The organism is Rhizobium cauense, from assembly GCF_019511525.1.
GTDB lineage: Bacteria > Pseudomonadota > Alphaproteobacteria > Rhizobiales > Rhizobiaceae > Rhizobium > Rhizobium cauense.
In genome coordinates, this window is the sequence record NZ_JAEUAT010000002.1 from 225280 (window position 1) to 247733 (window position 22454).

Here is a 22454-nt window from a genome sequence, read left to right on the forward strand (position 1 = left end):
CTGAAATTGATGCGCCGGTAGATGACGGCTTTGACCGCAAAGCGTCAACATTCTTTCTGTTTTTTCGCTGCCTTTGCGTGGAATTTGCGACCGACGCCACCTATTTCGCGGCGTCGTCGTGAAAATGATTGTAAACCTGCTTGGCAACGATCTCTGAAATCCCCTCGACGGCCATCAGGTCGGAGAGAGCTGCACGGGAGACGGCCTTGGCGGTTCCGAAATGCTGCAACAGTGCACGCTTGCGCGACGGCCCAATTCCACCGATCTCGTCGAGCGGGTTCTTGACCATCTCTTTCTTGCGCCGGGCGCGATGCGAGCCGATGGCGAAACGGTGCGCCTCGTCGCGCATGCGCTGGATGAAATAGAGCACGGGGTCGCGTGGCGGCAGGGTGAAGCTCTCATGCCCGGGCGGGAAGAAGCGTTCGCGACCGGCGTCTCGATCGACACCCTTGGCGACGCCGATGGCAATAACACTCTCGGTAATGCCTAACTCCTCGAGGATCGCGCGCACTGCGGTCATCTGGCCCTGTCCACCATCGATAAGGATCACGTCGGGCCAGGCGGGGAATGGCATGTCGGCAGCATCTGCCGGTGATGCCGGTTGGCTGCGATCGGGAATGCCTTCTTCCTTCAGCAGACGGGAGAAGCGTCGTGTCATCACCTCACGCATCATGCCGAAGTCGTCGCCCGGGGTGATGTCCGTCGATTTGATGTTGAACTTTCGGTACTGGCTCTTCACGAAGCCTTCCGGCCCCGCCACGACCATGCCGCCGACTGCGTTGGTGCCCATGATGTGCGAGTTGTCGTAGATTTCGACCCGCTGCGGCACATAGGGAAGCTTGAAGGTTTCCTTGAAGCCCTCGAGCAGCCGCGACTGCGACGCCGTCTCCGCGAGCTTGCGGCCATGGGCCTCGCGTGCGTTGGCGATCACGTGCTCGACCAGATCGCGCTTCTCGCTGCGCTGTGGCACCAGGATGGACACCTTGTGTCCGGCCTTTTCGCCGAGCGCTGCAGCCAGGAGTTCGATTTCCTCGACCGTCTCCGACAACAGGATCTGCTTCGGCACCGGCTTGTCGTCGTAGAACTGCGCAAGGAAGGCATTGAGCACCTCCGCAGCGGAAAGCTGCGGGTCGGCCTTGGGGAAGTAGGCGCGGTTGCCCCAGTTCTGGCCCGTACGGAAGAAGAACACCTGGATACACGAGATGCCACCTTCGTGGTGGATCGCGAAGACATCCGCCTCTTCCACGCCCGCCGGGTTGATGCCCTGGTGACTGGAAACGTGCGAGAGCGAAGCCAGGCGATCGCGATAGACAGCGGCGCGTTCGAAATCGAGATCCTCGGCCGCGAGGTTCATGGCTTCGGCGATATGCTCCTTGACCTTCTGGCTCTTGCCAGAAAGGAAGTCCTTCGCCTCCTGCACGAGTTCGGCGTATCCCTCGTCGCTGATTTCGTGCGTACAAGGCCCGGAACAGCGCTTGATCTGGTAGAGCAGACAGGGACGGGTGCGCGTCTCGAAGACGCTGTCGGTGCAGGTCCGGATAAGGAAGGCGCGCTGCAGCGAGTTGATCGTCCGTCCGACGGCACCGGCTGAGGCAAAAGGACCGAAATAGTTACCCTTCCGGGCACGGGCGCCGCGATGCTTGAGGATGGCCGGAGCCCGATGGTCGCCCGTGATCAGGATGTAGGGAAACGACTTGTCGTCACGCAGCAACACATTAAAGCGTGGCCGCAAGCGCTTGATCAGATTCGCTTCCAGAAGCAGTGCTTCGGTCTCGGTGCGAGTCGTTACGAACTCCATGTTCGCCGTTAGTCGCACCATCTGGGCGATTCGGTTGGAGTGCACGCGGCCGAGCGCGTAGTTGCTGACGCGCTTCTTCAGGCTGCGGGCCTTGCCGACATAAAGAACGTCGCCGGCCTCATTGAACATACGGTAGACGCCGGGGCTGTTCGGTAGCCGCTTGACGAACTCGGCAATCAGATCCGCGCCGACAAGGCCGGTTTCATTGAGCCCGCCTTCGTTCCAATCGATCGCGGCCGATTTCGGAGCCGGGGAGGCGTCGCTCTCCACTTCGATATCGTCGTCTGCATCGTCCGTTTCGTCGTAAAGAATGCCGCCGTCCGGCAGCTTTCTTGAATTCATTCCGTAATCTCCGCCACATCGGGAGTCTGCCAGGCGAGATGCTGGCCGCCGTCGAGGGCAATCATTTGGCCGGTGATCGAGGGCGTTTCGTAGAGGAAGCGAATCGTTTTGCCGAATTCCCCGAGCTGCGGCCCTCGCTTGAGGATAAGCGCTGAAACCTGCGCTTGGAAGTCTTCTTGCGCTTGTCGTTCACTGGGCATCGAGGGGCCCGGGCCGATGGCATTAACGCGGATGCGTGGAGCAAGTGCCTGTGCCATCGTCTGTGTTGCCGTCCACAAGGCCGACTTCGACAGCGTGTAGGAATAGAAGCTGGGGCGCAGTGCCCAGACGCGTTGATCGATGATGTTGACGATTAGGCCTTCCGTCCCCTCGGGCAGTTGCGCCGCGAAACCGGCCGACAGAATCGACGGGGCGCGGACATGCACGGCGAAATGCTCGTCCCACGCCGCCGCATCGATATGACGGACGGAATCTTCGTGGAAAACCGAGGCATTGTTGACCAGCAGATCGATCGGCCCGAGCGCTTCGGAGGCCCTCTTTATCAGGTCACTTGTCTCATCAATTTTCTGGAGATCGGCTTGTACGGCAATCGCGCGAGAACCGCTCTGCCGCAATTCCGCCGCGAAATTCTCGGCCGTCTCAATCGAACGGCTGGCGTGGATTGCGACCGCAAAGCCATTTGCAGCCAGATCTTCAGCGATCGCCCTGCCTATTCTTTTGGCCGCCCCTGTCACGAGTGCTGTTCGAAGTCTTTTCTCGTTCAAAATCATGCCTTTTCGCCGCGAAACTCTGTCCGCTGCTTATATAGGCGGGGGAGAAGGTGAGATAAATAGGCGTTTTGATTGCGATTGCACCGGAATTACTGTATGTATTGTTTAAGAATATAATCTCGTAAAATAAGTATTCATGATTTAACCATTCGTTATGGTTAACAAATATTCTGTTGCGACAAAGCAACATCGAATTTCAGCCATTCAGGCGCCACAATCAAATCACAATTTGGCTCTTTCAAATCCTCAATTGGGCATCAATTTCTCTCTCGAACCGCAAGGGACATTTGTAATAGCCCGCGAATGCTTCGCCGTAGGACAGTTGACGAAGGGCGCGGGTCTGAAAAGGAGACGAGTATGCGTACGTTTATTGCCAGCCTGTTGGTTTCGACCGTTGCCCTTGGTGGTTTTTCCGCCGCTTATGCAGCAGACGCGATTGATCAGATCCCGGAAGCACCGGTTGCTCAGAACGAGCCGGCTCCGGCAGCCAACTGGCAGGGCTTCTATCTCGGTGGCGCTGGCACCTACAACCTGGGCGGCTTTGGCGACAAGTACAACGCTCGTGCTCTCGGCGGCCAGATCTATACCGGTTACAACTGGCAGGCCGGCCAGATCGTTTACGGTGCTGAAGCCGACATCGGCTATTCCGGCGCTGATGGCGCTGCCGGCAACGGTGAGGGCAAGAACGAAGTCAACGGCTCGATCCGCGGCCGCATCGGCTACGATCTGAACCCGTTCCTGCTGTACGGCACGGCCGGTCTTGCTGCCACGAAGAACAAGTTCAGCAACGCTGCTGGCTCTGACACCGACACCTCGTTCGGTTACACGGTCGGTGCTGGTGCGGAAACCTTCGTGACGAACAACATCACGGCGCGTGTGGAATATCGCTACACCGACTACCAGAGTGGCGACTTCAACATCGGCGGCGCGAACGTCTCGCGCGGCTACGACGAACACAGCGTCAAGGTTGGTATCGGCGTCAAGTTCTAAGCCGAATGTCGAACACCGAAAAAGCCGGGCTTCAGCCCGGCTTTTTTTGTGCGATGAGCCGTCGAACGACTAGTTGGGGAAGTCGGTTGAGACGGCAAGCTCACGCCATGCAGCGAGCTCTTTCGCGACATATTCATTCTTTGCTTCGATCACCGCCACGGTATCGCTGCCGAACGGCATGCGCAGCGGCGGATTTTCCGAATGTGCCAAGGTGACCATTGCTTTTGCCAGGCGAGCGGGGTCGCCAGGCTGCTGGTGGTTATGGCCGGCCGCGAATTCCCGCATCGCGCCAACAGGTGTTTCCCGGTAGTCGCCGATCGAGCTCGGGCTGACGGCCAGCGAGCTCTCATCCAGAAAGTCGGTGCGGAAGAAACCTGGCTCGACGACCGTCACCTTGATGCCGAGCGGGCCAACTTCTGCGGCCAGCGCTTCCGAAAGGCCCTCGACAGCAAACTTGGTCGAGCAATAGACGCCCCAACCGGCATGCGAGTGATAGCCTCCGATGGACGAGACGTTAAGGACGTGCCCGGAGCGCTGGCGGCGCATGTGCGGTAGCACGGCGCGGGTTACCTTCAACAGCCCAAAGACGTTGGTGGCATAGAGCTTCTCTATCTCTTCAGTGGTCGCTTCTTCCACCGCCCCGAGCAGACCGAAGCCGGCATTGTTGAGCAGCACGTCGATCCTGCCGAAGCGCTTGACGGCCGCCTCCGCCGCCTTGTGCGCAGAGGTTTCGTCGGTCACGTCAAGTGATACCGCGAGCAGATTGGCATGATGGCCGAACTTCTCCTCGAGCCCCTTTGGATTTCGCGCTGTCGCTACGACGGCGTCGCCGGCATTGAGGGCTTCCTGGGTGATCAGGGCGCCGAAACCACGGGATGCCCCTGTGATGAACCAAACACGCATGACGATCTCCTTTGTCCGTTGTGCTGCGATTTGCTTACGGAGTGAAGGTAGCGTATTGACATAGCTGAGAGAATTTACGCTGTATTTCACGACTTGCTGAGAAAAATTCATCAATGAAGCGCGTCCGTTCCACCGATCTTGCGATCTTTCTCGCAATCGCAAATCACCGCAGCTTCCGGAAGGCGTCCGTCGAATTGGGGGTTACGGCGTCTGCCCTGAGCCATGCCCTGCGGGCGATCGAGGAGCGGTTGGCTGTCCGGCTGGTCAACCGAACGACCCGCGGCGTGGCGTTGACCGAGGCCGGTGAACGGCTGTTTGACCGAATACGCCCAGCATTTCTCGATATCGATGCTGCACTCGACGATCTCAACAACTTCCGCGGTCAGCCGCATGGCAAGTTGCGCATCAATGCGGCGCGTGCCTCCACCAAGCTTGTTCTCCTGCCGCTCGTCTCCCGGTTCCTCAGGGTCTATCCCTCCGTCGAAGTCGAGATCGTCATCGATGACGCGCTGGTCGATATGGTGTCATCCGGCTTCGACGCCGGTGTCCGTTTCGGCGAAAGCATCGCGGCCGACATGATCGCAGTGCCGATCGGTCCACGTCATCGTTTTGCGGTCGCTGCCGCGCCAAGTTATTTCGAGGGCAGGGGCCACCCCATGACGCCACACGATCTGCGCGAGCACGAATGTGTGCGCTACCGCTTTGCCGGTGGTGGTTTCTATCGATGGGAGTTCGAGCGCGGTGGCATCGAACTGGAGATCGAGGTCAGCGGTCCCCTGACGCTAGGCGACCAAGACATTATTCTGGATGCCGTGATGCGTGGTTGTGGACTTGGATATCTTTTCGAGGAGCAGGTCCAGGAGGCGGTTGCGGACGGCAGGTTGGTGCGCGTACTGGAAGACTGGTGCCCTTTCTATCCGGGCTTCTTCCTTTACTACCCGAGCCGTCGGCAATTGCCGACGGCGCTGCGCGCCTTTGTCGATTTCGTCAAGGCGGACAGGGGGCGCTCTCAGGTTTGAGGCTTCAACTCGTCGTAAGCGGCAAACTTCTTTTCGAACGCGCGAAGCCAGCCGATGAGTTCGGAATGATCGGATTCCCACTGTCCCTTGAAGCGCAGATCGAGGTAGCCGAGCGTTGCAGCAAGCGCGAAGTGGCCGCCGTGCAGCCGTTTGCCAATCTTCGGCAGATGAACGGCGAGGTGATTCAAACCGCTGACAGCCTTCTTCCACTGCCGGTCGATCCAAGGCTGGTGCACCTTTTCGTCGTCCCGGAAGCGCCGCTCGTAGACGATGGCAAGCAGGCAGTCGCAGATCCCGTCGCATAGCGCCTCGAGGATTTCAGCCTCCGTCCGCTTGCCATTCTTCGAGGGGTAGAGCTTCTTGCCCTTCATTCGGCCGAAATAATGCATGATGGCGATGCTGTCGAAGATCGAATGTCCGTCGTCGGTCAGCAGGGTCGGGATCTTGCCTAGCGGGTTGTTGTCGACAAGGATTGCCGGACCGGCATTGGTGTCCACGCGGATTTCGATGATATCCAGTTCCAGATAGCGCGCGGCCATGCGTACTTTGCTGGAATAGGGAGAGGTCGGTGCGCAAAGAATCTTCATGGTCGTTCTTCCATATGATCATGTTTTGGCACGACTATTTCGCGCCGCAAAGAGTCGGTCAATCGTCCTTCGTCGCTTTGCTTTCGCCGCGCAGCCAGAATGCGCGGTGCGAGGCGTATCGATCCTGCGCAAGATAGTCCTTGAGTGCGGGTAGAAGAGCGTGCAATTCGTCCTTCAGCGTGAAGGGCGGGTTGACGATAACAAGCCCGGAGCCAGTCAATCCGGTGATCCCCCGGTCGCTGCGAACGCTGAGTTCCGCGCAGAGCATCTTCGGAATGTCGAGGTCCTGCAGCGCCTCGTGGAATTCCTTGATTGGTGCGCCCTTCTTCAGCGGGTACCACAGGCAATAGGTGCCGCCGGGAAAGCGGCGATAGGCTTTCGCCAGGCCATCGACCAGGCGCTCGTATTCACCATCCTCCTCGAAGGGCGGATCGACGAGGACGATGCCGCGCTTCTCCTTCGGCGGCAGGTGTGCGCCGAGCGAAAGCCAGCCGTTCAGTTCGGTGATCCGGACATGATGGTCGCCCTCGAACAGCCGGTGCAGCCGCGCGAAATCCTCCGGATGCAATTCCATCGCGGAGAGCCTGTCCTGCGGACGGAACAGCATTCGGGCGAGCTTTGGCGAGCCGGGATAGAAGCGGACGCCGCCGTCGGGGTTCAGTTCGCGTACAGCGGAAAGATAGGGCTCAAGCAGCTCGGCGACCTGTGGAGCAAGTTCCGCGTCCAGAAGCTTGCCGATGCCCGTGTTCCATTCGCCGGTCTTCTGTGCTTCCTCAGAGGAGAGGTCATAGAGCCCGATACCGGCATGCGTGTCGAGCACGCGAAAGCCCGCATCCTTCTTCTGCATGTAGCGGACGAGCCGCGCCAGAACGGCGTGCTTGAGCACATCGGCAAAGTTGCCCGCGTGGTAGATGTGGCGGTAGTTCATTTTCGCTGATGCCCGTGATGAATTCGCCTGATCGACGTCATTTGTGACTTTTGGCTGGTTTCCGGTTCGAATATAGAAAAGCCATGAACATTGCGACCCCCATTCACGCCAAATCCGCCAAGTCGAATGTCAGGCTCGGTCACACCGCCTGTCCGCACGACTGTCCCTCCACTTGCGCGCTGGAGGTGGAGATCGGCGACGATGGCTGCCTCGGCCGTGTGCGTGGCGCAAACGATCACAGCTATACCTCGGGCGTCATCTGCGCGAAGGTCGCGCGCTACGCCGAGCGTCTCTATCATCCGGACCGGTTGATGCACCCGCTGCGCCGCACCGGCGCCAAGGGGGCAGGGCAATGGCAACAGATTTCCTGGGACGACGCGCTGGATGAAATCGCCGAAGCCTTCGTCAAGGCGGAAGCCAGGGACGGCAGCGAAGCGATCTGGCCCTATTTCTACGCCGGTACCATGGGCTGGGTTCAGCGCGACTCGATCGAGCGCCTGCGCCACGCCAAGCGGTATTCCGGTTTCTTCTCGTCGATCTGCACCAATCCGGCCTGGACCGGCTTCACCATGGCGACCGGCACGCTGCGCGGACCCGATCCGCGCGAGATGGGCCGCACAGATTGCGTGGTGATCTGGGGCACGAATGCGGTGTCGACGCAGGTCAACGTGATGACCCACGCGATCAAGTCCCGCAAGGAGCGCGGCGCCAAGATTGTCGTGATCGACATCTACGACAACCCGACGATGAAGCAGGCCGACATGGCGCTGATCGTCAAGCCGGGCACGGATGCGGCTCTTGCTTGCGCCGTCATGCACATCGCCTTCCGCGACGGCTATGCCGATCGTGAGTACATGGCGAAGTATGCCGACGACCCCGCCGGCCTTGAAGCCCATCTGAAGATGAAGACGCCTGGATGGGCGGCCGCCATCACGGGCCTTTCCGTCGACGAGATCGAAAGTTTCGCCCGCCTCGTTGGCACGACAAAGAAGACCTATTTCCGTCTCGGCTACGGCTTTACCCGCCAGCGCAATGGCGCGGTTGCCATGCATGCGGCGGCTTCTATCGCGACGGTGCTCGGTTCCTGGCAATACGAAGGCGGCGGTGCTTTCCATTCCAACAGCGATATCTTCCGTATGAACAATGCGGAACTGACCGGCAAATCGATGAAGGATGCGGATATCCGCATGATCGACCAATCGCAGATCGGCCGCGCGCTGACCGGGGATGCCGTTGCGCTTCGCCATCGCGGCCCGGTGACGGCCATGCTGATCCAGAACACCAACCCGGTGAACATCGCCCCTGAACAGCGGCTAGTAAAGCGCGGCTTTGCCCGCGACGATCTTTTCGTTGCAGTCCATGAGCAGTTCATGACGGATACCGCCGAGATGGCCGATATCGTCATTCCGGCGACGATGTTCGTCGAGCACGATGACATCTATCGCGCTGGCGGCCAGAACCACATCCTGCTCGGCCCCAAGCTCGTCGAGCCGCCGGAAACGGTGCGCACGAACCTGTTCGTGATCGAGGAACTGGCCAAACGCCTCGGCGTTGCCGATCGTCCGGGCTTCGGCTTCACCGCGCGCGAAATGGTAGATCGTGTCCTCCAGGACAGCAATTTGCCGGGATATGATCATTTCCTCGAACACAAGTGGTTTGATCGCCAGCCGGATTTCGAGGATGCGCATTTCCTCAAGGGCTTCGCGCATCCCGATGGCAAGTTCCATTTCCGGCCGGACTGGGTTGACGGCCCCGCGCCGAACAAGCCCCCGGCTGCTGTCGGCGCTCTCGGACCACACGAGCGATTGCCGGCGTTTCCGGATCAGGTCGATGTCATCGAGGTCCCAGATGCGGAGCATCCGTTCCGTTTAGCAACGTCGCCAGCGCGCAACTTCCTGAATTCCAGCTTCTCCGAGACGAAGACCTCGCGCCAGAAAGAGGGACGGCCGGAGCTGATGATGAACCCCGCAGATGCTGCGGCAGGCGGCATCGAGCATGGCGACCTCGTACGGATCGGCAATAGCCGAGGCGACCTGCGGATCCATGTGCGGGTCACCGATGAGGTCAAGCCGGGCGTGTTGATTGCCGAGGGGCTCTGGCCGAACAAGGCGCACGTCGATGGTGAAGGCATCAACGTGCTGACGGGTGCCGATCCGGTCGCGCCCTATGGCGGCGCAGCAGTTCACGACAACAAGGTCTGGCTGCGCAGGGATGTCGCATGACGAGATTTGACAAGGCAAAAGCCGAGATCGTCGACGAAAAGACGCTCTCCGACGGCTGGACGCGCCTGAGCGGCTTCCAGATCGACTATACCGATTCCGATGGGGAGACACACCGGCTGCAGCGCGAGGTCTACCATCGCACCCCGGCCGCGACGATCCTGCTCTACGATCCGAAACGCGACACCGTTGTCCTCGTGCGGCAGTTCCGGCTGCCGGTCTTCCTTCACGGCGAGCCGGCCTGGATCATCGAGGCACCGGCGGGGCTGCTGGATGGCGATGCCCCGGAGGCGGCCATCCGCCGGGAAGCCGAGGAGGAAACCGGCTTCCGCGTCCGTGACGTCCGCTTCCTTTTCAAGGCCTACAGTTCGCCGGGCTCGAGCATGGAATTGCTGCATTTCTTTGCCGCCTCGATCGACACTGCTGACCGCGTCTCCGACGGCGGCGGCCTTGCGCACGAGCACGAGGATATCGAGGTTCTGGAGGTCCCGCTCGACAAGGCGATAACGATGATCGAACACGGCGAGATCATCGACCTGAAGACGATCACGCTCCTGCAATGGGCGGTAATGAACCGCGGCGCGCTGCGCTAGGCTTTGGCCGATTTGCGGGGTCAATCATTCATAGCCATGTCATGAATCAGCGCTATGCGCTCCGCCTGTCATAAATACCTGCCTGGAGAAAAACCAATGTGGCTCAGCAATTTTACTCTTGTCCTTCCAGATGAGATCGTGAGCCACGGCTCGGTGCGCGTCGAGGATGGCGTCATTGCCGAAATCAGGCCCGAACCGGTCGCCAACGCTGCGATCGATGGCGGTGGACGCCTGCTGATGCCGGGCTTCGTAGACCTTCATGGCGACATGGTCGAACGCGAGATCGCGCCGCGTCCGAATGCGCCGATGCCGATCGATTTCAGCATCCACGAACTCGACAAGAAGCTCGCAGCCGCGGGCGTCACGACCGCATTCGCGGCGGTCTCCTTCGCGACGGAAAGCGTCTATGGTCACGTCCGTTCGCTCGAAACGACGTCGGCCGTAATCGAAAGCATCAGCCGGCTGAAGAACAACCTGCTGATCGACCATAAGGTTCATGCGCGCTACGAGATCACCAATCTCGGCGCCGCACCGACGCTCGAAAGGCTGCTCGATGCCGGCCATGTCGACATGGTCTCGTTGACGGATCACACGCCAGGGCAGGGCCAGTATAACAACATCGAGAGCTACATCCTCAGCATCGCCGAGCGCCGCGCCATCTCCGAGGAGATGGCCGCCGAGATGGTCGCCAAGCGTATCGAGATGCGCAACAATCCTGACATCGAGATCAAGCTGAAGCAGATCGTCGATCTCGCCCTGAAGCACAAGCTGTCGCTCGCCTCCCACGATGACGATAGCGCTGAGAAGGTCGCGCAGATGCACGATCTCGGCGTCACGATCAGCGAATTTCCGGTGACGCTCCCGGCAGCGGAAGAAGCGCGGCGTCGCGGTCTCTGGACGCTGATGGGCGCACCGAACGCGCTGCGTGGCCAATCGATGTCCGGCAATCTCAGCGCATTGGATGCCGCTGCCGCCGGCCTTCTGACCGTCATCGCCGCCGACTATCATCCTGCGGCCTTCGTGCCCGGCATCTTCAAGATCGCCGAGCGCACGAGCCTGCCTTACGCCGTCGCCATGGCGACCCGCAACGCGGCGCGCTCGGCCGGTCTCCTCGATCGCGGTGAAATTGCCGTCGGTCAGCAGGCCGATCTGGTTGCCATCGAAGCCGGCGACGTGCACCGCATCCGAGCTACCTTCCGCAAGGGCTTGTTCGTCTACAGCGACGGCACGCTGCATCAGCCTCGGGCGCTTGCCGCCTGAGGGCACGGAATATGTCCCGAAAGCGGAGCCTTTCGGGAGATGGATATGCGTAGAAACAGAGAATTAGAGCAGGGCGGGTGCTTCAGGCGCCTTCGCCGATCAGCGAGATAACGCTGTTGCGTTCCGCCGGCGCTGCCGCAGCGTCGGTGCTGACGGCCTTGCCGCCCTCCATCTTCACCTTGCCCTCAGCAAAGAGCCGCAGCGCCTGCGGATACAGCTGATGCTCGACGGTGAGCACGCGGGCAGCCAGGCTGTCGGCGCTGTCGCTCGAAAGGACTGGGACGGCCGCCTGACCGATAACCGGTCCCTCATCCATGCCTTCGGTGACGAAATGCACGGTGCAGCCGGCGATCCGCATCCCGGCATCGATCGCGCGCTGATGCGTGTGCAGGCCGGGAAACAGCGGCAGCAGCGATGGGTGGATGTTGATCATCCGTCCCTCGTAGCGCTGGATGAAGGTGCCGCTCAGCAGTCGCATGTAGCCTGCAAGGCAAAGAATGTCGGGCGAAAGCTGATCGAGTGCGGCAAAGATCGCCTCCTCGTGCGCTTCCTTGCTCGCATAGTCCTTGCGGACGAAAGCAAAGGTTGGGATGCCTTCGGCCGCCGCCTTGGCAAGCCCGCCGGCGTCGGCCCTGTCAGAGATGACGCCGACGATGTCAGCCGGAAAGTCGGCAGCCTTGGCTGCTGCGACCAGCGCCATCATGTTGGAACCGCCGCCGGAGATGAAGACGACGACGCGTTTGCGCGGCGACGTCATATGGCGAGCGTACCCTTGTAAACCGTACCGCCTGCACCTTCGGCGCGCGCGATCATCCGGCCGAGCGTTACGACCGTCTCGCCTTCAGCTTCGAGCGCGGTGGTAACCGTCGCGACATTCTCGGCCGAAACGACTGCGATCATGCCGATGCCGCAGTTGAAGGTGCGCAGCATTTCGTTGGCTTCAACGCCGCCAGTCTTGGAAAGCCAGGAGAACACGGCCGGTACCTTGACGGCAGCCAGATCGATCTCGGCTGCGAGGTGCTTCGGCAGTACACGCGGAATATTTTCCGGGAAGCCGCCGCCGGTGATGTGCGCCAATGCCTTGATGGCCTTGGTTTCGCGAATGGCCTTCAGGAGCGGCTTTACATAGATGCGGGTCGGCGTCAGCAGCGCTTCGCCAAGGCTCTTGCCTTCCGCGAATGGAGCCGGAGCATCCCAGGCGAGGCCCGAAATGCCGACGATCTTGCGCACCAGCGAGAAGCCGTTGGAGTGAACGCCTGACGAGGCGAGGCCAAGGATGACGTCGCCTTCTGCGATGTCGCCCGACGGCAGCAACTGGCCGCGCTCGGCCGCACCGACGGCAAAGCCTGCAAGGTCATAGTCGCCCGAGGAATACATGCCCGGCATCTCGGCGGTCTCGCCGCCGATCAGCGCGCAGCCCGCGTCGCGGCAGCCGGCAGCAATGCCCTCGACGATTGCCGCACCCTGGTCGGGATCGAGTTTGCCTGTCGCGAAGTAGTCGAGGAAGAACAACGGTTCCGCACCCTGGACGACCAGATCGTTGACGCACATGGCAACGAGATCGATGCCGACAGTGTCGTGATAATCGGCGTCGATGGCGATCTTCAGCTTGGTGCCGACGCCGTCATTGGCAGCAACGAGAACCGGATCGGTGAAGCCTGCAGCCTTGAGATCGAACAGGCCGCCGAAGCCACCGATCTCGCCATCCGCGCCGGGGCGGCGCGTCGAGCGCACGGCGGGCTTGATCTTCTCCACCAGAAGGTTTCCGGCATCGATGTCGACGCCTGCGTCGCTATAGGTCAGGCCGTTTTTTCCAGACTGGCTCATGCTGCTCTCCGATGGCTGCGCGGGGGCGGGAAATGTCACCGCCTCGATATGCGGGTCGCCATTGCATGACACGGGCCTACATGCAAGCGATTGCATGGAAAAAGCCCCAATTTCCCGCTCTTTTGACGCAGGCCCTCTGGATTTTTAGCGTCGGGGTTGACCATTCTCTCGGCCACATCCTATGTGCTCGAAAGGTTGCATCGCTATGATGCGAAAAATCGAGACAGTCGATCAGCGGGGAATGTGATGCCACAGCAGGTTAGCGGGGCAGGTCTGAAGCGCCAGGTGATCTTCTGGCTGATCGTGCTCGCCTTCTTTATCGGCTTTCTCTTCGTTTTCAGTTCGATCCTGCTGCCGTTTCTCGCAGGCATGGCGCTCGCCTATTTCCTCGATCCGGTTGCCGATCGGCTGGAGCGCCTTGGGCTGAGCCGCCTGATGGCGACGATCGTCATATTGATTGCGTTCGTCGTTCTTATTGTACTCGCATTGATGATCCTGATACCGGTTTTGGCGAGCCAGTTCAGCGACTTCGCTGGCCGTCTGCCAGGCTACATCGATCAGTTGCAGACCTTCATCGTGCAGTCCCAGAATTCCTTGATGCCGGATTGGGTGCAAAGCCAACTCGGAACGATCAAGAATAATTTCTCCGAAATACTGTCGCAGGGATTTGGCTTGCTCACCGGTCTCTTCGGTCAGGTGTGGAGTTCCGGCCTTGCCGTCGTCAACGTGATCTCACTGATGATCGTCACGCCTGTAGTGGCCTTCTACATGTTGCTCGATTGGGATCGCATGATCGCCAAGGTCGATCAGTACATTCCGCGCGACTATGTGGCCAACGTCCACCAGATCATGCGCGAGATCGATCAGGCGATCGCCGGGTTCATCCGCGGCCAGGGCTCGCTCTGCCTCATCCTGGGTATCTGGTATGCGGTCGGCCTGTCGCTGGTTGGCTTGAACTTTGGCCTTCTGATCGGCCTGTTTGCGGGCATGATCAGCTTCATTCCCTATGTTGGGTCGCTGGTCGGCCTCGTTCTTGCCGTTGGTGTGGCCATTGTCCAGTTCTGGCCCGACTATATCTGGGTAGGCGCAGTGCTCGCCGTGTTCTTCAGCGGGCAGTTCATGGAAGGCAATATCCTGCAGCCCAAGCTGGTGGGGCACAGTGTCGGGCTACATCCGGTCTGGCTGATGTTTGCTCTCTTTGCCTTCGGCGCGCTGTTCGGCTTTGTTGGCCTGCTCGTCGCTGTACCGGCCGCCGCGGCTGTTGGCGTGCTTGTTCGTTTTGCCCTTTCACGCTACCTTGATAGCGATCTCTATGCCGGCAGGTCGAAGAATGGCCACGTCGGCAAGACAAAAGCTGACCCTAAATGACTGATGTGAAAAACGCTGGTTCAAGGCGCAATGCCGTCGAGCAGCTTCCCTTGGCCTTTTCGCACGATGCCGCAACCGGGCGTGATGATCTCTTGATCTCCGAACGATTGGCCGCGGCCGTGTCGATCGTCGATGCGTGGCCGCACTGGCCGTCACCGGTGGTGATCCTCGCCGGGCCGGTCGGTTCCGGAAAAACGCACCTGGCGAACATATGGAAAGATCACAGCAGTGCGATTGAGATTCATCCGAAGGCGGGTGCCAACGCCGCTGTTGATGCAGCCAACGGCGCGGTTCTGTTCGAGGATGTCGACCGGCGTGGTTTCGACGACAACGAGCTTTTCCATGTCATCAACAGTGTGCGGGAAAACGGTCACAGCCTACTGATGACAAGCCGGCTCTGGCCGATGTCGTGGCCCGTGCAACTGCCCGACCTGCGCTCGCGGCTGAAGGCGGCGACAGTTGTCGAGATCGGCGAGCCTGACGAGGAATTGCTGTCACAAGTCATCGTCAAGCTGTTTGCCGACCGTCAGCTTTATATAGACGACAAACTTGTGCTTTATATCGTCAACCGGATGGAACGGTCGCTGAATGCGGCGCAGACGATCGTGGACAGGCTGGACCGGCTCGCCCTTTCACGCGGTACAAAGATTACCCGAACTCTTGCCGCTGAAGTGTTGAATGAATTGGGTAATTCCGAACCGGTTGATTGACTGTCACAGTTCCGTCGTGAAACTGATATAATTCGCTGGGCCGAATGAAACGGGGCAATCAGACCATGGATAGCGCAGTTGCGGAGCATCACGAACCTATTCCCGCGAACAATGGGAGTGTGCCGCCGCTGGAAGAACTGCTCGCGAGCCCCGAACGGTTTATCAATCGCGAGTTCTCGTGGTTACAGTTCAACCGCCGTGTTCTTGAAGAAACGCTGAACACCGAGCATCCGCTGCTTGAGCGCGTTCGCTTCCTGTCTATCTCTGCGGCAAACCTCGACGAATTTTTCATGGTGCGCGTTGCCGGCCTTGAGGGGCAGGTGCGCCAGAATATTGTCGTGCGTACGCCCGACGGCAAGACGCCCGCCGAACAGCTCGATGCCATCCTTCAGGAAATCGACAACCTGCAGATGGAGCAGCAGGCATCGCTTGCGGTGCTCCAGCAGTACCTTGCGAAAGAGGACATCCTGATCGTCCGTCCGGGCGCTCTCAGTGCATCCGATCGTACCTGGCTCGCAACAGAGTTCGAGCAGGCGATCTTCCCCGTTTTGACGCCGCTGTCGATCGACCCGGCCCACCCGTTCCCTTTCATCCCGAACCTGGGCTTTTCGATCGGTCTGCAGCTTGTCAGCAAGAACGGCCGCGAGCCGATGACGGCACTGCTGCGCCTCCCGCCGGCACTCGACCGGTTCGTTCGCTTACCTGATGACGGCAATACGATCCGCTACATCACGCTAGAGGACGTCGCCAACATCTTCATTCACCGGCTCTATCCGGGCTACGAGGTGCAAGGCTCAGGTACCTTCCGCATCATCCGCGACAGCGATATTGAAGTCGAGGAAGAAGCCGAAGACCTCGTGCGCTTCTTTGAAACAGCGCTTAAGCGCCGCCGACGCGGATCGGTGATCCGCATCGAGACCGATTCCGAGATGCCGGCCTCGCTCCGCCAATTCGTCGTTCAGGCGCTCAGCGTTCCGGAAAACCGGGTCGCCGTCCTGCCGGGTCTGCTCGCCCTAAATACGCTTTCCGAAATCACCAAGGCGCCCCGCGAAGACCTTAGATTTCCGCCCTATAATGCGCGATTTCCCGAGCGCGTCCGTGAGCATGCAGGCGACTGCTTCGCTGCCATCCGAGAAAAGGACATGGTGGTTCACCACCCTTATGAATCTTTCGACGTGGTGGTCCAGTTTCTGCTCCAGGCTGCGCGCGATCCTGACGTACTGGCGATAAAGCAGACGCTTTACCGTACCTCGAACGACAGCCCGATCGTCCGAGCACTGATTGATGCGGCCGAATCCGGCAAATCGGTCACCGCCCTGGTCGAGCTGAAGGCACGGTTCGACGAGGAGGCCAATATCCGCTGGGCACGCGACCTGGAGCGTGCTGGCGTGCAGGTCGTCTTCGGTTTCATCGAGTTGAAGACCCACTCGAAGATGTCGCTGGTCGTTCGGCGCGAGGAAGGCAAGCTCCGCAGCTACTGCCATCTCGGTACCGGCAACTATCATCCGGTTACCGCGAAGATCTACACCGACCTGTCGTTCTTCACCTGCAACCCGGTGATTGCACACGACATGGCGAACATCTTCAACTTCATCACCGGCTATGGCGAGCCGGAAGAGAGCATGAAGCTCGCCGTTTCTCCCTACACGCTTCGCTCGCGCATCGTTCGTCATATCGAGGAAGAGATCGAGCATGCCAAGCGAGGCGCGCCTGCAGCGATCTGGATGAAGATGAATTCGCTGGTCGATCCGGAGATCATCGACGCGCTCTACACGGCGAGCCGCGCCGGTGTTGAGATCGATCTCGTGATCCGCGGCATCTGCTGCCTGCGCCCGCAAGTGCCCGGCTTGTCCGACAATATCCGCGTGAAGTCGATCGTCGGGCGCTTCCTGGAGCACAGCCGCATCTTCTGCTTCGGCAACGGTCACGGGCTGCCGTCCGACAAGGCGCTCGTCTATATCGGCTCGGCCGACATGATGCCGCGTAACCTCGACCGCCGTGTCGAGACCCTTGTTCCGTTGACCAATCCAACGGTTCACGAGCAGGTCCTGTCGCAGATTATGCTCGGCAATATCATTGACAATCAGCAAAGCTACGAGATATTGCCCGACGGAACGTCCAGGCGCATGGAGGTGCGCAAGGGCGAAGAGCCGTTCAATGCGCAACAGTACTTCATGACGAATCCCAGCCTGTCCGGCCGCGGTGAAGCTTTGAAGTCCAGTGCACCCAAGCTGATTGCCGGGCTCCTTTCCGGCCGGAACAACAAGTAATATTGGACCTGCATGGTTGAATCAGAAGCCCAGGGGCGCCTTCCAGGGATTGCCCCGGTCTCCGTTGTGGATATCGGGTCGAACTCGATCCGTGTGGTCATCTATGAAGGCATGTCCCGATCGCCGACGATCCTTTTCAACGAGAAGGTGTTGTGCGGTCTGGGCAAGGGCATCGCGCTGACCGGCAAGATGGACGAGGCAAGCGTCGAGCGGGCATTGGCGGCCTTGCATCGGTTCAAGGCACTGTCCGATCAGGCGCGCGCCGCCACCATGTATGTGCTGGCGACCGCGGCCGCCCGCGAGGCATCGAACGGCCCTGACTTCATTCATCAGGCAGAGGTCATTCTCCAGCGCAAGGTCCGGGTTCTCTCCGGTGAGGAGGAGGCGAAATTCTCCGCGCTCGGCATTGTCAGCGGCTTCTATGAACCCGATGGCATTGCGGGTGACCTGGGCGGTGGTTCGCTCGAACTTATCGACATCAAGGGCAAGTCAATCGGCAAGGGGATTACCTTGCCGCTCGGCGGCCTTCGCCTGTCCGAATATGCCGGTGGGTCGCTGGACAAGGCCAGAACCTTTGCCCGCAAGCATGTGAGAACCAGCGCCAAGCTGCTGGCAAATGGGGCGGGGCGCACGTTCTACGCCGTCGGTGGCACCTGGCGAAATATCGCCAAGCTCCATATGGAAATGACACAGTATCCGCTGCACATGATGCAGGGCTATGAGGTTTCGCTCGAGGCGATGATGCAATTTCTGGATCAGGTGGAGATTGCCAAGGACTCCAAGGATCCTGCATGGATGGCCGTCTCGAAGCATCGCCGCGCGCTGCTTCCCTTCGGTGCGGTCGCTATGAAGGAAGTCCTGAGCGCGATGAAGCCGTCCGTGATCTCATTCTCGGGCCAGGGCGTGCGCGAAGGCTACCTGTATTCCTTGCTCTCGGAGAACGAGCGCCGCAGCGATCCGCTGCTGGCGGCAGCCGGTGAACTCGCCATCCTGCGCGCCCGCTCGCCGGAGCACGCGCGAGAGTTGGCGGACTGGACCGGCCACATGATGCCCTACTTCGGCATAACCGAAACGGAAGAGGAAGCGCGCTATCGCCAGGCTGCCTGTCTCCTGGCGGATATCAGCTGGCGCGCGCACCCTGACTATCGCGGCCTGCAGGCGCTGAATATCATCGCTCATTCGTCCTTTGTTGGCATCAGCCATCCGGGCCGTGCCTTTATCGCGCTCACCAACTACTACCGGTTTGAAGGGCCGCACGACGATGGTGCGACTGGTCCTTTGGCCGCGATTGCTACGCCACAATATATCGAGCGTGCCAAACTGCTCGGTGGAATGTTGCGCGTCGTCTATCTCTTCTCGGCATCCATGCCCGGTATCGTGCGCAATCTGACATTCCGAAAGTCGACCAATCCCGATCTCGATTTGGAGTTCGTGGTTCCGGCGGAATATCACGACTTTGCCGGCGAACGCCTCGAGGGGCGCCTCCAGCAGCTCTCCAAGTTGACCAACAAGCGTTTGGCCTTCCGCTTCGAGTAGCATTCGTCTGACAGGCGAAACTCTGCCGCCTTCTGTCCAGCCGACGCGAATTGTGGCATAACTGAGCCATGGCGATACATGTCTTGGCTGTCCACCGCGATACAGTCGGGACGGAACAGGCGACAGGCAATTCGCTTGCCAGCGCCTATTCCGTCGGGATCCTTTGTTGGCTGCTGTCGGCTGGCGTCTATATCGCTGCGAAATGGGTTTCCGCCGAGATGCCGCCCTGGGCGCTCTGCTTTTGGCGCGTGCTGATCGCCTGGGCGATCCTGATGCCGATCGTACGCCGGCATTTCGGCGCCATGCTCGCGCTGGCGCGAGCGCGCCCTCTCGAACTGCTTGCCATCGGCGGAGTGGGGCTCGCGATCTGCCAAGGCATGATTTTTGTCGGTCTGGAGCACGCGGACGCTACCACGGCTGGCATCATCATCGCCCTGATCCCGATCATCACCATGATCCTTGCGCGCCTGTTTCTGGCTGAACCCATGGGGCCTTGGCAGGTCATCGGGTCGATCCTGGCCTTTTTCGGCATCGTGGTCATCATCATCAAGGGCAGCCCAGCCGCGCTGATGCGCCTCGACTTCAATCCTGGCGAACTGTGGATTGTCGCCGGTGCGTTCTGCTTCAGCCTCTATACCGTCCTGCTCCGCCGGGCAAAGTTCGATGTCAATCGCCTTGCGCTCCTGGTGCTGCTTCTCGGCGCAGCAGTGCTGACCGCGCTACCCTTCTATCTCTTCGAACTTTTCTCCGACGAACGCTCGACGCTGAACGCCAGCGGACTTATCGCACTCGCTTATGTCGCGATCCCCGGCGGGGCGGTGATGTACTATCTCTTCAATCGCAGCATCGAGGCCTTGGGTGCTGCTCGGGCGGGCGTGCTCCTCTACATTCAGACGATCTTCATCGCAGTGCTTGCCTACCTGATCCTCGGTGAGCAGTTGCAACGCTATCATCTCGAAGGCGCAGCACTCATCGTCGCCGGCTTGCTTCTCATCATCTTCCTGAAGCCGAAGACACAAGCCGCATAGGCCTGAGGTGTGGGCTACCGTGTACGTCAGGCGAACCGCTTGGGACGCGCTGACCGCCAGCTTCTCTCTGCTGGGGGATGCTTTGGGTTGATCGCCTGCGTCGCATTCGAAAAAATTCGGCCCTAAGTTGACGTACTGATTTGGTATGCGTCAACTGAGCAGCCAACCTTGTGAATGGAATCTGAGCGAGAGACATGATCACGGACATCGAAGACTTTTTCACGAAAGGATGCGGACGCTGCGAACGCTTCGCGACACCGGACTGTTCGACGCGGCAGTGGATCGACGGCCTGAACGAGCTCCGCCGGATCTGTCGTGAGGCGGATCTCGTCGAGACGGTGAAGTGGGCGCATCCCTGCTACATGCACGAAGGCCGCAACATCGCGATACTAGGCGCCTTCCGCGGAGATTTTCGCCTGACTTTCTTCAATGCAGCACTGCTGAAGGACCCCCAGGGCGCCCTTGAGAAGCAGGGGCCGAACACCCAGCATCCCGATATGCTTCGCTTTGTGGACAATGCGCAGGTCGCGAAGATGGAGCCTGTTATCCGGTCTTACTTGAAGGAAGCGATGGGCTATGCCGAGGCGGGCATCAAGCCGCCGAAGGGGCAAGGCCAGGTCGACTTGCCTGAGGAGTTGGTGGAGGCGCTGGATTCCGACCCTGAGCTTGCCGAGGCGTTTCACGATCTGACACCGGGCCGGCAGAAAAGCTACGTGATCAATCTCAACGGGGTGAAGAAGTCGGAAACGCGAACAACGCGGATCGCCAGGTTCCGGGATCACATTCTCGCCGGAAAGGGCGCAACCGAGCGGTAGTTCAAATTTGCTAACAGGGGCCAGTTTCTGGCTGCCTGCCGCGCACTTCGTGAAAAGGCCCCGCCGTCCTAAGCGGGGCCTTCTTGCTGCGTAAACTTACTTCGCGTTCAGCAGCTCGCCGACTTCGAGCAGGCTGAACTCGTTATTGTCGGCCTTGTCGACAGCGCGCCCGGCAGAGAAGGGCAGGTTGTTGTCGTTGCCGACGACGATGTGCGTGGCATCGACGCGGTCGACGTTTTCGATCGTCACGAATGGCATGTCATAGATGCCATCCTTGCTGCCGGCCTTTTTCTTGTTGTCGGGGTCCTTGATATTTAGGAGGTCGATGTAGCCGACCTTGCGAACAGCCTTGCCGACGTTGGCGTCGTTGAACTCGATCTTGTAGATGCGCTTGAGTTCGGCAGGTGCCTCGAAGCAATCCGGCTTCGGCTGCTTGGGGTCGGCGCAGGCCTTGTCCTTCGTGCCAGCGCCGTTGTCACGTTCGATGACGAGCGCGGTCGTATCGTCAAGCATGTTGAAGTCGCCGATCGAAACGCCCTTGTCCTCGAAGGGATAGAACCAGCTGCGGCCCGTCCAGCTCTTGGAAGCGATGTCGAATTCGATGACGCGGATGGCAGTGTGGCCATCGACCGACTCCATCTTGCCGTCATCCTGGTATAGAGCACCTTCCAGAAGCCCGTAGAGCTTGCTGCCGTCCTTCGACATGGCAAGACCCTCGAAGCCGCCCGAGCGCTTCAGGTTGAAGACCGGCATCTTGGCGGCCGGGTTTGCCTGAACGGCGAGGACCGGATTGTCTGGGGAGAGGACCGGTTTGCCGTCGACGGTGGTCGAGATCGCGTCGGTCAGGCGGCCTTCCGTGTCGAATTTGAGGATATAGGGTCCGAACTCGTCGCCGATCCAGAAGCCGTCGGCCACGGGCTGAACAGATTCGATGTCGAAGTCCGCGCCGGTGAGATAGCGCTTTTCAGCACCCTCCAGCACGATCGGGAAGGGAGCCTTCCTGTCGGGGTCGGAGAGGAAAAGGTTCTTGACGACCTCTACCTTGCCCGTCTGCCAGTCGAATTTCACGTGATGCAGGAAAAGCATCGCATCGCTGGAGTTTGCCTTGGAGCCGAAGCCGTTGTCGGAGAGTGTCCAGAATGTGCCGTCAGCCATGGTCTTGATGCCGGAGAATCCCTGGATCGGCTGGCCGTCGAGAGGAAGCTTCAGATCCGTGACGCGCGCTCCATCCTTGCCGGGAACTGTCCCGAGGGCTTCGGTGCGCTTGCGGTCGGCCGTTGTGAATTTGCCGGAATGCTTGAGGAACTCTGGTGCGTCGGCGGGAGCCGCGACAAGCGTGTTGGCGGGCAAAATGACCTGGCCTGCGAGCTTGGCTGGAAACTCCTGCTGGTCGGCAGCAGCCGAGCCGGCGATCAAAAGGAGAAATGAAACGGAAGCAAGTAGAGTATTTTTCATCGAAACCCCCAAAGGATGGAATGCGGGTCTCGATTA

The 22454-nt window shown here is 60.0% G+C and carries 19 protein-coding genes; 11 read left to right on the forward strand and 8 right to left on the reverse strand.

Annotated elements, in window-relative coordinates:
* Positions 1-100: 100 nt before the first annotated feature.
* Both uvrC and JNB88_RS04260 read right to left on the reverse strand, forming a co-directional pair.
* Complete coding sequence (uvrC, locus tag JNB88_RS04255) at positions 101-2140, reverse strand: excinuclease ABC subunit UvrC (protein WP_220354429.1); 2040 nt, start codon at positions 2138-2140, stop codon at positions 101-103.
* Entirely contained in the window at positions 2137-2904 is a 768-nt protein-coding gene (locus JNB88_RS04260) for an SDR family oxidoreductase (RefSeq protein ID WP_037134823.1), read from the reverse strand. Before JNB88_RS04260 ends, uvrC begins: the two co-directional genes overlap by 4 nt.
* Before the next feature lie 363 nt (positions 2905-3267).
* On the opposite strand from JNB88_RS04260, the gene JNB88_RS04265 reads away from it, so the two are divergent.
* Positions 3268-3900, forward strand: a complete 633-nt coding sequence (locus JNB88_RS04265; RefSeq protein ID WP_037134630.1) for an outer membrane protein — start codon at positions 3268-3270, stop codon at positions 3898-3900.
* A gap of 69 nt (positions 3901-3969) precedes the next feature.
* Here the strand turns inward: JNB88_RS04265 and JNB88_RS04270 are convergent, their stop codons facing one another.
* On the reverse strand, positions 3970-4803 hold the full coding sequence (locus tag JNB88_RS04270; RefSeq protein ID WP_220354430.1) for an oxidoreductase: 834 nt from the start codon (positions 4801-4803) through the stop codon (positions 3970-3972).
* Between the two features lie 113 nt (positions 4804-4916).
* Between JNB88_RS04270 and JNB88_RS04275 the strand changes: the two genes are divergently transcribed.
* Positions 4917-5822 carry a LysR family transcriptional regulator gene (locus JNB88_RS04275; protein WP_220354431.1) on the forward strand — a complete coding sequence of 302 codons (906 nt, stop codon included), beginning with the start codon at positions 4917-4919 and terminating at the stop codon, positions 5820-5822.
* Here the strand turns inward: JNB88_RS04275 and JNB88_RS04280 are convergent.
* A complete protein-coding gene (locus tag JNB88_RS04280) occupies positions 5813-6409 on the reverse strand; it encodes a glutathione S-transferase family protein (RefSeq protein WP_220354432.1) in 597 nt (198 codons plus the stop codon). The genes JNB88_RS04275 and JNB88_RS04280 overlap by 10 nt on opposite strands.
* A gap of 58 nt (positions 6410-6467) precedes the next feature.
* Positions 6468-7337 carry a 23S rRNA (adenine(2030)-N(6))-methyltransferase RlmJ gene (locus JNB88_RS04285; RefSeq protein ID WP_220354433.1) on the reverse strand — a complete coding sequence of 290 codons (870 nt, stop codon included), beginning with the start codon at positions 7335-7337 and terminating at the stop codon, positions 6468-6470.
* Positions 7338-7420: 83 nt separating this feature from the next.
* On the opposite strand from JNB88_RS04285, the gene JNB88_RS04290 reads away from it, so the two are divergent.
* From JNB88_RS04290 to JNB88_RS04300, 3 genes are all read left to right on the forward strand, one after another.
* Entirely contained in the window at positions 7421-9559 is a 2139-nt protein-coding gene (locus JNB88_RS04290) for a molybdopterin-containing oxidoreductase family protein (RefSeq protein WP_220354434.1), read from the forward strand.
* On the forward strand, positions 9556-10149 hold the full coding sequence (locus JNB88_RS04295; RefSeq protein WP_220354435.1) for an NUDIX domain-containing protein: 594 nt from the start codon (positions 9556-9558) through the stop codon (positions 10147-10149). Before JNB88_RS04290 ends, JNB88_RS04295 begins: the two co-directional genes overlap by 4 nt.
* A 96-nt stretch (positions 10150-10245) precedes the next feature.
* The gene (locus JNB88_RS04300; protein WP_220354436.1) at positions 10246-11409 is read left to right on the forward strand and encodes an alpha-D-ribose 1-methylphosphonate 5-triphosphate diphosphatase; all 1164 of its coding nucleotides are present in this window, start codon (positions 10246-10248) and stop codon (positions 11407-11409) included.
* A gap of 82 nt (positions 11410-11491) precedes the next feature.
* On the opposite strand, the gene purN is transcribed toward JNB88_RS04300, so the two are convergent.
* Together purN and purM are read right to left on the reverse strand one after the other, a co-directional pair.
* On the reverse strand, positions 11492-12166 hold the full coding sequence (purN, locus tag JNB88_RS04305; RefSeq protein WP_220354437.1) for a phosphoribosylglycinamide formyltransferase: 675 nt from the start codon (positions 12164-12166) through the stop codon (positions 11492-11494).
* Positions 12163-13236: a phosphoribosylformylglycinamidine cyclo-ligase gene (gene purM, locus JNB88_RS04310; protein WP_220354438.1), complete on the reverse strand. Its 1074-nt coding sequence runs from the start codon at positions 13234-13236 to the stop codon at positions 12163-12165. The genes purN and purM overlap by 4 nt, the downstream gene beginning before the upstream one ends.
* Positions 13237-13482: 246 nt before the next feature.
* On the opposite strand from purM, the gene JNB88_RS04315 reads away from it, so the two are divergent.
* From JNB88_RS04315 to JNB88_RS04340, 6 genes are all read left to right on the forward strand, one after another.
* Positions 13483-14604, forward strand: coding sequence for an AI-2E family transporter (locus JNB88_RS04315; protein WP_220354439.1), 1122 nt, complete (start codon positions 13483-13485; stop codon positions 14602-14604).
* Positions 14601-15314 (forward strand): DnaA regulatory inactivator HdaA, encoded by a 714-nt coding sequence (gene hdaA, locus JNB88_RS04320; RefSeq protein ID WP_220354440.1) that lies wholly within the window; start codon positions 14601-14603, stop codon positions 15312-15314. The genes JNB88_RS04315 and hdaA overlap by 4 nt, the downstream gene beginning before the upstream one ends.
* 65 nt (positions 15315-15379) lie before the next feature.
* Positions 15380-17584: an RNA degradosome polyphosphate kinase gene (locus JNB88_RS04325; protein WP_220354441.1), complete on the forward strand. Its 2205-nt coding sequence runs from the start codon at positions 15380-15382 to the stop codon at positions 17582-17584.
* Between the two features lie 12 nt (positions 17585-17596).
* Positions 17597-19120 carry an exopolyphosphatase gene (gene ppx / locus JNB88_RS04330; RefSeq protein WP_037134655.1) on the forward strand — a complete coding sequence of 508 codons (1524 nt, stop codon included), beginning with the start codon at positions 17597-17599 and terminating at the stop codon, positions 19118-19120.
* Between the two features lie 68 nt (positions 19121-19188).
* Positions 19189-20148: a DMT family transporter gene (locus JNB88_RS04335; protein ID WP_220354442.1), complete on the forward strand. Its 960-nt coding sequence runs from the start codon at positions 19189-19191 to the stop codon at positions 20146-20148.
* A gap of 194 nt (positions 20149-20342) precedes the next feature.
* On the forward strand, positions 20343-20963 hold the full coding sequence (locus JNB88_RS04340; RefSeq protein WP_220354443.1) for a YdeI/OmpD-associated family protein: 621 nt from the start codon (positions 20343-20345) through the stop codon (positions 20961-20963).
* Between the two features lie 96 nt (positions 20964-21059).
* Here JNB88_RS04340 and JNB88_RS04345 read toward each other — a convergent pair whose 3' ends face one another.
* Positions 21060-22418 carry an esterase-like activity of phytase family protein gene (locus JNB88_RS04345; RefSeq protein WP_220354444.1) on the reverse strand — a complete coding sequence of 453 codons (1359 nt, stop codon included), beginning with the start codon at positions 22416-22418 and terminating at the stop codon, positions 21060-21062.
* Positions 22419-22454: the final 36 nt, after the last annotated feature.

Bases quoted from the DNA above. Each gene is read 5' to 3' on its own strand.
- JNB88_RS04340 (WP_220354443.1), top strand. From the start codon at position 20,343: ATGATCACGGACATCGAAGACTTTTTCACGAAAGGATGCGGACGCTGC.
- purM (WP_220354438.1), bottom strand. From the start codon at position 13,236: ATGAGCCAGTCTGGAAAAAACGGCCTGACCTATAGCGACGCAGGCGTC.
- JNB88_RS04295 (WP_220354435.1), top strand. From the start codon at position 9,556: ATGACGAGATTTGACAAGGCAAAAGCCGAGATCGTCGACGAAAAGACG.
- JNB88_RS04315 (WP_220354439.1), top strand. From the start codon at position 13,483: ATGCCACAGCAGGTTAGCGGGGCAGGTCTGAAGCGCCAGGTGATCTTC.
- hdaA (WP_220354440.1), top strand. From the start codon at position 14,601: ATGACTGATGTGAAAAACGCTGGTTCAAGGCGCAATGCCGTCGAGCAG.
- JNB88_RS04265 (WP_037134630.1), top strand. From the start codon at position 3,268: ATGCGTACGTTTATTGCCAGCCTGTTGGTTTCGACCGTTGCCCTTGGT.
- JNB88_RS04300 (WP_220354436.1), top strand. From the start codon at position 10,246: ATGTGGCTCAGCAATTTTACTCTTGTCCTTCCAGATGAGATCGTGAGC.
- JNB88_RS04325 (WP_220354441.1), top strand. From the start codon at position 15,380: ATGGATAGCGCAGTTGCGGAGCATCACGAACCTATTCCCGCGAACAAT.
- JNB88_RS04290 (WP_220354434.1), top strand. From the start codon at position 7,421: ATGAACATTGCGACCCCCATTCACGCCAAATCCGCCAAGTCGAATGTC.
- purN (WP_220354437.1), bottom strand. From the start codon at position 12,166: ATGACGTCGCCGCGCAAACGCGTCGTCGTCTTCATCTCCGGCGGCGGT.
- JNB88_RS04270 (WP_220354430.1), bottom strand. From the start codon at position 4,803: ATGCGTGTTTGGTTCATCACAGGGGCATCCCGTGGTTTCGGCGCCCTG.
- JNB88_RS04280 (WP_220354432.1), bottom strand. From the start codon at position 6,409: ATGAAGATTCTTTGCGCACCGACCTCTCCCTATTCCAGCAAAGTACGC.
- JNB88_RS04335 (WP_220354442.1), top strand. From the start codon at position 19,189: ATGGCGATACATGTCTTGGCTGTCCACCGCGATACAGTCGGGACGGAA.
- JNB88_RS04345 (WP_220354444.1), bottom strand. From the start codon at position 22,418: ATGAAAAATACTCTACTTGCTTCCGTTTCATTTCTCCTTTTGATCGCC.
- uvrC (WP_220354429.1), bottom strand. From the start codon at position 2,140: ATGAATTCAAGAAAGCTGCCGGACGGCGGCATTCTTTACGACGAAACG.
- JNB88_RS04285 (WP_220354433.1), bottom strand. From the start codon at position 7,337: ATGAACTACCGCCACATCTACCACGCGGGCAACTTTGCCGATGTGCTC.
- ppx (WP_037134655.1), top strand. From the start codon at position 17,597: ATGGTTGAATCAGAAGCCCAGGGGCGCCTTCCAGGGATTGCCCCGGTC.
- JNB88_RS04275 (WP_220354431.1), top strand. From the start codon at position 4,917: ATGAAGCGCGTCCGTTCCACCGATCTTGCGATCTTTCTCGCAATCGCA.